Source organism: Nostoc sp. FACHB-190 (assembly GCF_014696905.1).
Taxonomy (GTDB): Bacteria; Cyanobacteriota; Cyanobacteriia; order Cyanobacteriales; family Nostocaceae; genus Nostoc_B.
Genome location: NZ_JACJQW010000096.1, coordinates 1 through 6,157, shown reverse-complemented (window position 1 = coordinate 6,157; position 6,157 = coordinate 1). Strand labels below are relative to the sequence as shown.

Sequence of the window (6,157 nt, the reverse complement as noted above, 5' to 3'; positions counted from 1 at the left end):
GTATCAACTATTTTTTGGCGAAAGTCGAGGGAATATGGTTTCATTTTTACCCTTGAGTAGATACACTGATTTATTTTAATTAGTGTACTTCATTAGACTGGTAAACGCTATAAGTAATGCTTAACAGAGGTCATGATCAAGGTACTGCTTCACGAAAGTACAAGCTTTTGGGAGAATGAGTAGTGTCCAGAAAACATCGCGTAAAGCGGACAGTACTCCCCTAAATAAATGACGACCACCCCGCCAGGACGTAAACCTAACAAGCATTACAGGTCTAGAGAATACCTTACACCATCTGAGGTGCGATCGCTACTTGATGCGGCACTTAATCGCCCTGCCCGTTATGCTCACCGTGACTACACGCTGATGCTGATGATGTTTCGGCATGGGCTGAGGGTCGGTGAAGCTGTAGGTGAGGCGTGTGGCTTGCGTTGGGATGCGGTGATGTGGGGGGAACGTCAGATTTTCATTACCAGGGAGAAAGGCAGCGATTCTGGGGTGCATCCCTTGAGAGATGATGAGTTAACTTTGCTCAAGGAACTTAGAGAACAATTTCCTGATAGCAAATATATTTTCGTTTCTGAACGTGGTCAAGTGATGTCCACTGATGCGGTGCGGAAGTTGCTAGGGCGGCTGGCAGCGCAGGCAGGGCTTGATATCAAAGTCCACTGTCACATGATGCGCCATGCTTGCGGTTATTATTTGGTAAATCAGGGTTACAGCACTAGAGAAATTCAGGACTTTTTAGGGCATCGGGATATCAAACACACTGAAAAATATACCAAGCTGAATGCCCGACGTTTCCTTAATTTTGATTGGGGAGATTTATAACATTCTTGTGTTCGCCCTGGGCAATGACCCTGGCAGCACAGGCAGAACTTGATATCAATAATCGTGTATCTTAATCACTAACTAACTTTTGAGCAATTTAGTTTTCCATTGATTATTATCATCTCTAATATAAATTAATTCTAACTCGGCATTTCTAGCTTTTGCCATTTCAAATGCTACAATACTGCAATCAATAAAGATTGTACTACGTTCAATAAGCTCTGGAAGATCGCTTTTTCTGAAGCGACCTTGTTTAATATCGACAGCAAAAAGATGTAAAAATTGAAATTGCTGCTTTAAAATTTTAGTTAGTCTGGAATAATCATTTTCTTCTATTGCCTTCAAACCGCCTTTTGCTAATAAATAATGAATAATTACAACATATTTAATTTCATTAGCCATATGAATTTGCCATTCACGGAAATCAATGTTGTTATAAAACATATCCTTGGTAAAAGCTCTAATCTTTTCTTTAGATTTAATCCTTGTACCTATGGCTAATTTTTCTAGTTCATCATATCCTACGACTTTCCAAGGTGGTAATGATTTAAGAAAATTTGTTTCTTCAATAATTTCTTGAATAAGATAATCTTCTGGTAATTTTATATTAATTTGATTATTTAAAAGTGCTAATATTTTAGGTAAAGCACTTTTATTTAAGTATTGTTTATAAGGAATTACGATTTTCCATCCCTTCTTAGTAAACTCAATTTTTTCTTTTGTAACTACTTCCCAAAAAACTTGCTCAAAAACAGGGTGATACAACGCTAATAATACTGGTAAAGGGTAATTAAGCCAGTAATGTAAATGTTTTAATTCTCCTCGATAAACATACCCTTCATTGATTTCTGTTTGAAAGTAACTCTCACCAGATTTAATTTGCAAAGCAATAATCTGTCCTAATGGCTTACCATCTTTACAAACCTCAACATGAGCATCAATTCCCATATCAGCAATTGGCTGTGGACGAAACGCCCAAAGAAAGTCTCTGTTAAAAATCCTTCCTACTGTATAAACACCTTCATCAGCTATTGGGTTAAAACTTCCTTGGTTCATTACAGAAATCATGCAAAAAAAGAAACAACTTTTAGAGGTGGTTCGCTAGAGCCTGTTACTATAGTAACAATCACACAAAAAAGATGAACTGCGTACCCTTCTTGCGCGATTGAGGATATGGAGCAATCTGTATTACATTTACCAACAGTGTCAGAATATCTGGTTAAAGTGACCTCTCGACGTTCCAGCGATGACGAGGTAATAATTTATTAATCTGTGTAATTTAAATAGTATCTTTTGCGATCCAAAGGTGAATATTTAACAATAGGAATTTATGTATCTATCACAGTTGAAGTAGTTGAAGAATGTGAAAACTGATGATGGTCATAGGCAATTTTCTACGAGAATCGCTTTGTATGATGGTGATTACAATGCTTAACGACTTAATTTTTCAGGTAGCTAATAACAACACCCTGTTTGTTGAACTATTGCTTAATTTTTACCTAGATGCAGATGCTGCCGAACGGCAGAGGATTGAGCAGATATTGCTGGAGAATAAGCATGAAGATTCAGGGTATCTGGTAGTAGAAAATCTGCGACAGATAGCAGCTTATAAGGGATTGTAAGGTATTCGGGCGATCGCCTTTTAGTCGGAATTTATGCCTAAAACGACATTGGGCAAGGGGGGCAGGGAGCAAGTAATAATCTAAAAATTAGCGATCGCCCCTAGTCGGTTAATGGGATTATGACGACTTTTATACACCACAGTCTACACAGTAGGAATTAAGCCGAAAAGCGCAATGGGCTACGCCCTGCCGTAGACGAGCGCACCTACTGATTGCCGTAACTTATAAAGTCGATCAACACTTTTCTAAGTCAGTCTATTGACCGAAAACTACTAAAGCACTGCCCATCCCTACGACCGCATAAGTCGGCATGAAGCCGAGTCAGAGAGGTGACTTTCTGGCTTAGGCATCCAAGTAAGGAGCAACAGCCACCAAGGACTCTTGGTCGGTATATTATTACAGTCACTTCCAAAACTGCAACCACCACTGTTTCAGTTGCATCCAGAAACTTTGCTTTTGCTTATCGTTCTGTGGTTTCTCTGTGGTTTCGCTACTAGAAGCATCTCCAAAGTATTTCTCTTTTGCAGAACGATCATGTACTCTGGCAGTGTCAATCTCTTCTTGTGACCATTGGGCAGCCCATATAACATTATTATGTCTGATCCAATAATGAGACTTACACTTGAAACTCCAGTTACCAATCGAAGGCTCAAGCGAAATTGATTTACCGTTAAAGATTAACTTCCAATCCGTTGGGCTTAGTGGAGTAAAAACCTCGTTCCCACATCCACAGCAACATTTGTGAGCCACCGTTGCAAACTTTATAGACACATAGATAGTGTTGTCATTGAGGTTATCAGGAATATATTCAACAAATTCGTGTCTAAGCACCGTTTCAGCCTTCTAACTGGTCTTCGTTAATCAGTGTATTGCCATCTATGGTATATGTAGTGTTATGTTCGCGCTTATAGTCTCGATAGAACCCAAATATTTTTTTCCACTTTATTACAGCTAACGTTGCATTAAGAGCATTCAGTTCAGCAATCTGAATATTTTGAGCATAGTCGTTGTTACCGTTATTGTCTGAAAAAGAAACTCTTTTATTTATATGCTCACGCTGTTCTATAGTGCTAGTCGTGACTCTTAGTATCCCCCCTAACGATTCATCAACTAAATTCACACCAATTCCGACATCAATGAAAGGAATGCCAAATTCTTCTAACTTTTCGATAATTAGCTTTTTTGCTCTACCTCTATCAATGCAAAGGAATACAAACTTCATCTCCTTGAGATGACTGACACTTATTTCATCTTCAATATGGAAAGCATGAGGAACAATACCTCGATGCATTTTGGAGTACAGTTTCTGAAAGTAAGTTACCTTATAAGGGATTTCCCTCAATTCATCAATTGATGGCGCACCTGGAGACCTAAATGCGTTATGTTGCAAATATTTATCTCCATCAAATAGATGAATTCTTTTGACGGGAGTTTTGGCTACTAGATCCAACACGTATGTTCCGGTTCCACCTAAGCCCACAATAGCAACATCTTCCAGGGCTAATTTCTGAGAAATTAGATTGATACCCGCTCTACTCGATGCGGTATCACGATAATGGAATGGCGATTCTCCTTCCTCTGATTGAATAACTGAGAAATTCTTTGCTGTGACAGCCGGATCAATTGCTTGTGCAGGACTAGAAATAATAGCGATATACGTAGTCAGCTTTTCGTAATAATTTGGATATCCTTCAGGGGGTTTGCTTGAAAACGTGTGTTGAACTTCAACTCCCTGAGTGATTTGCTTTCTTGTACTCGCATTTTTGATCTGAGTTATTTCTGTCCCGTCTCTGTGGCAAGGATGATCCCCGTCAAACTCAATAACGTGTGTGCTAGGTTTAGTGGTTACATCGCCAGCAAGAGTCAATTCTGAAACAAGCATCCCGTATTTGATTTCTCGGTTGGAGTTCAAATACGGAATATTTTTGACCAACAGATAGCCTGAGTTGATCTCTAGATCAAAGCCTTCATCTTGAAGACGCTTTAAGTCAGGGCTACGACTTATCAGTTGCTGTGACATTGAAGATCATCCCATTTTTAATATGTACCGATTGTCCTTCGACTAAAGTCCCTTCAGGCTTGCTGCCTCTGCCTTTCTCGTATGTAACTGTAAAAAGAATGTTTTCGCCTGTCGGCGGATTACTAAATGCCAAAGAGACAATCTCGGTAAACGATAATTCCTTTGAAGTAACCTCTTTGAGACGACCATTCACGATGATCTTGAACTCTTTGGTGCTGTAGAAATGCTCATCTTCTTTGAGATGAATCTCATTTCCGTCATTCGGGATGACTTTATCTTCCTGGTTTCCCTCCACCTCCTGAAACAGATCGAATCCATGAGGAACATGGCCAAGTGCATAAAGTGCCGAACCTGTTGTTGGATTCGGCGACTCGTACTGTTTCCGATCTATATGGACGCGGACTTTACTATGCCCTACATTATGCTTGTGTTCTTTTTCGCTCATCATCAAATCCTCACACCTAAAAGCTAATACAATACAAACCCCTGATGCTAATAGTGATAGAGTGAAGCTATTCCATCTCTGCAACAACGTTGCTTCAGTGATTCAAGTCTGTTATATCACATATGCAACAGTGTTGCAAGAGTGAAACAAAAACTAAAGGAATTTTTTATGGCTCGGCTTACACTTGAGCAACTTGGCCCCCTCATCAAGAAACGAAGGGGCAGCAGAGGACTAAGACAAGTTGCGGCAGAAATGAATATAAGCGCCGCAACCCTATCACGGGTAGAGGCAGGAAAACAGCCTGACCTCGAATCCTTTACAAAAATTTGTGCCTGGCTCGAAGTCGATCCTGGCGAAATTCTTGGCTACAAGGAGCATGGAGAAACAGAAACTGCATCCAAGCCCAACCAAACGGTGATGCTTGCTCACTTTAAGGCAGGCAAGACAATGAGTCCAAAGACCGCGCAACATTTGGGTGCATTAATTCTTGCTATTCATCAAGCTGCCGTGGCAGAGGACGAGGAATGATCGGCCCAGTATCAAAAAATGATGAAGCACTGTTCGTCCGGGGTTTCAAATCACGATGCGAGAACACTGCGATTCAGGTCAGGTCACATTTAGGACTGAAAGATACAGACCCATTGCTTGCACGCGAAGTCGCAAAATATTTAAATGTATTTATCTGGGAACTCGCCAATGTGCCTGGCTTACCCCGCGAAACGCTTCGTTACCTTCAATCACCGGAGGGCGATGAATGGTCTGCCGTTACCGTCCGCTCAGGAACAAAAGACATTATCGTACTCAATCCGTCCCATTCAGTTGCCCGCCAATCCAATGATCTGATGCACGAGCTGGCTCACATCTTTCTTAAACATGAATCGAGTCAGATTATCGTATCTGATAGCACTGGCATAGGCTTTCGTACATTTGATAAGCGCCAGGAAGCAGAAGCCGATTGGTTGGGTGCTTGTCTCTTACTTCCTAGACCTGCTATCGCTGCCACTCATCGTCAGAAGATGGATATTGAAGCTGCGGCCGATTACTTCGGTGTAAGTAAGGAGTTGTACAAGTACCGACTACGCATAACGGGCGTAGAGAAGCAGCTATCTCGTCAAGCATAGCTATGTGTAGCGAACTGCAAACATCCAGGGCTAAAACTGCAAACAAGGCGATTTTGAAACCACATTATTTGCAAATAAGGTTCTGCTCAAAACGACATTATTTGCAAATGAAACTGCA

8 protein-coding genes are annotated in these 6,157 nt (G+C 40.7%); 4 read left to right on the top strand and 4 right to left on the bottom strand.

The window, feature by feature from the left end; all coding sequences use genetic code 11:
- Positions 1 to 228 precede the first annotated feature (228 nt).
- Positions 229 to 831, top strand: coding sequence for a tyrosine-type recombinase/integrase (locus H6G28_RS36090; protein ID WP_190678141.1), 603 nt, complete (start codon positions 229 to 231; stop codon positions 829 to 831).
- A gap of 81 nt (positions 832 to 912) precedes the next feature.
- On the opposite strand, the gene H6G28_RS36085 is transcribed toward H6G28_RS36090, so the two are convergent.
- Entirely contained in the window at positions 913 to 1,887 is a 975-nt protein-coding gene (locus tag H6G28_RS36085; protein WP_190678137.1) for a DUF4365 domain-containing protein, read from the bottom strand.
- A gap of 356 nt (positions 1,888 to 2,243) precedes the next feature.
- On the opposite strand from H6G28_RS36085, the gene H6G28_RS36080 reads away from it, so the two are divergent.
- Positions 2,244 to 2,453 carry a hypothetical protein gene (locus H6G28_RS36080; RefSeq protein ID WP_190678134.1) on the top strand — a complete coding sequence of 70 codons (210 nt, stop codon included), beginning with the start codon at positions 2,244 to 2,246 and terminating at the stop codon, positions 2,451 to 2,453.
- Between the two features lie 402 nt (positions 2,454 to 2,855).
- Here the strand turns inward: H6G28_RS36080 and H6G28_RS36075 are convergent, their stop codons facing one another.
- Genes H6G28_RS36075 through H6G28_RS36065 form a run of 3 tightly spaced genes read right to left on the bottom strand, consistent with a single transcriptional unit; the run spans position 2,856 to position 4,921 of the window.
- Complete coding sequence (locus tag H6G28_RS36075) at positions 2,856 to 3,284, bottom strand: ubiquitination-like system serine protease family protein (RefSeq protein WP_190678131.1); 429 nt, start codon at positions 3,282 to 3,284, stop codon at positions 2,856 to 2,858.
- Positions 3,285 to 3,288: 4 nt separating this feature from the next.
- Positions 3,289 to 4,473 (bottom strand): ThiF family adenylyltransferase, encoded by a 1,185-nt coding sequence (locus H6G28_RS36070; protein WP_190678130.1) that lies wholly within the window; start codon positions 4,471 to 4,473, stop codon positions 3,289 to 3,291.
- On the bottom strand, positions 4,448 to 4,921 hold the full coding sequence (locus tag H6G28_RS36065; protein ID WP_242054753.1) for a multiubiquitin domain-containing protein: 474 nt from the start codon (positions 4,919 to 4,921) through the stop codon (positions 4,448 to 4,450). The genes H6G28_RS36070 and H6G28_RS36065 overlap by 26 nt, the downstream gene beginning before the upstream one ends.
- Positions 4,922 to 5,059: 138 nt before the next feature.
- On the opposite strand from H6G28_RS36065, the gene H6G28_RS36060 reads away from it, so the two are divergent.
- Both H6G28_RS36060 and H6G28_RS36055 read left to right on the top strand, forming a co-directional pair.
- Positions 5,060 to 5,446: a helix-turn-helix domain-containing protein gene (locus H6G28_RS36060; RefSeq protein ID WP_199333025.1), complete on the top strand. Its 387-nt coding sequence runs from the start codon at positions 5,060 to 5,062 to the stop codon at positions 5,444 to 5,446.
- Positions 5,443 to 6,039 carry an ImmA/IrrE family metallo-endopeptidase gene (locus H6G28_RS36055; protein ID WP_190678127.1) on the top strand — a complete coding sequence of 199 codons (597 nt, stop codon included), beginning with the start codon at positions 5,443 to 5,445 and terminating at the stop codon, positions 6,037 to 6,039. Before H6G28_RS36060 ends, H6G28_RS36055 begins: the two co-directional genes overlap by 4 nt.
- Positions 6,040 to 6,157 lie beyond the last annotated feature (118 nt).

Excerpts from the sequence above, each read along its gene's own strand:
- H6G28_RS36085 (WP_190678137.1), bottom strand. The coding sequence starts at position 1,887 with ATGAACCAAGGAAGTTTTAACCCAATAGCTGATGAAGGTGTTTATACA.
- H6G28_RS36080 (WP_190678134.1), top strand. The coding sequence starts at position 2,244 with ATGATGGTGATTACAATGCTTAACGACTTAATTTTTCAGGTAGCTAAT.
- H6G28_RS36055 (WP_190678127.1), top strand. The coding sequence starts at position 5,443 with ATGATCGGCCCAGTATCAAAAAATGATGAAGCACTGTTCGTCCGGGGT.
- H6G28_RS36065 (WP_242054753.1), bottom strand. The coding sequence starts at position 4,921 with ATGATGAGCGAAAAAGAACACAAGCATAATGTAGGGCATAGTAAAGTC.
- H6G28_RS36070 (WP_190678130.1), bottom strand. The coding sequence starts at position 4,473 with ATGTCACAGCAACTGATAAGTCGTAGCCCTGACTTAAAGCGTCTTCAA.
- H6G28_RS36090 (WP_190678141.1), top strand. The coding sequence starts at position 229 with ATGACGACCACCCCGCCAGGACGTAAACCTAACAAGCATTACAGGTCT.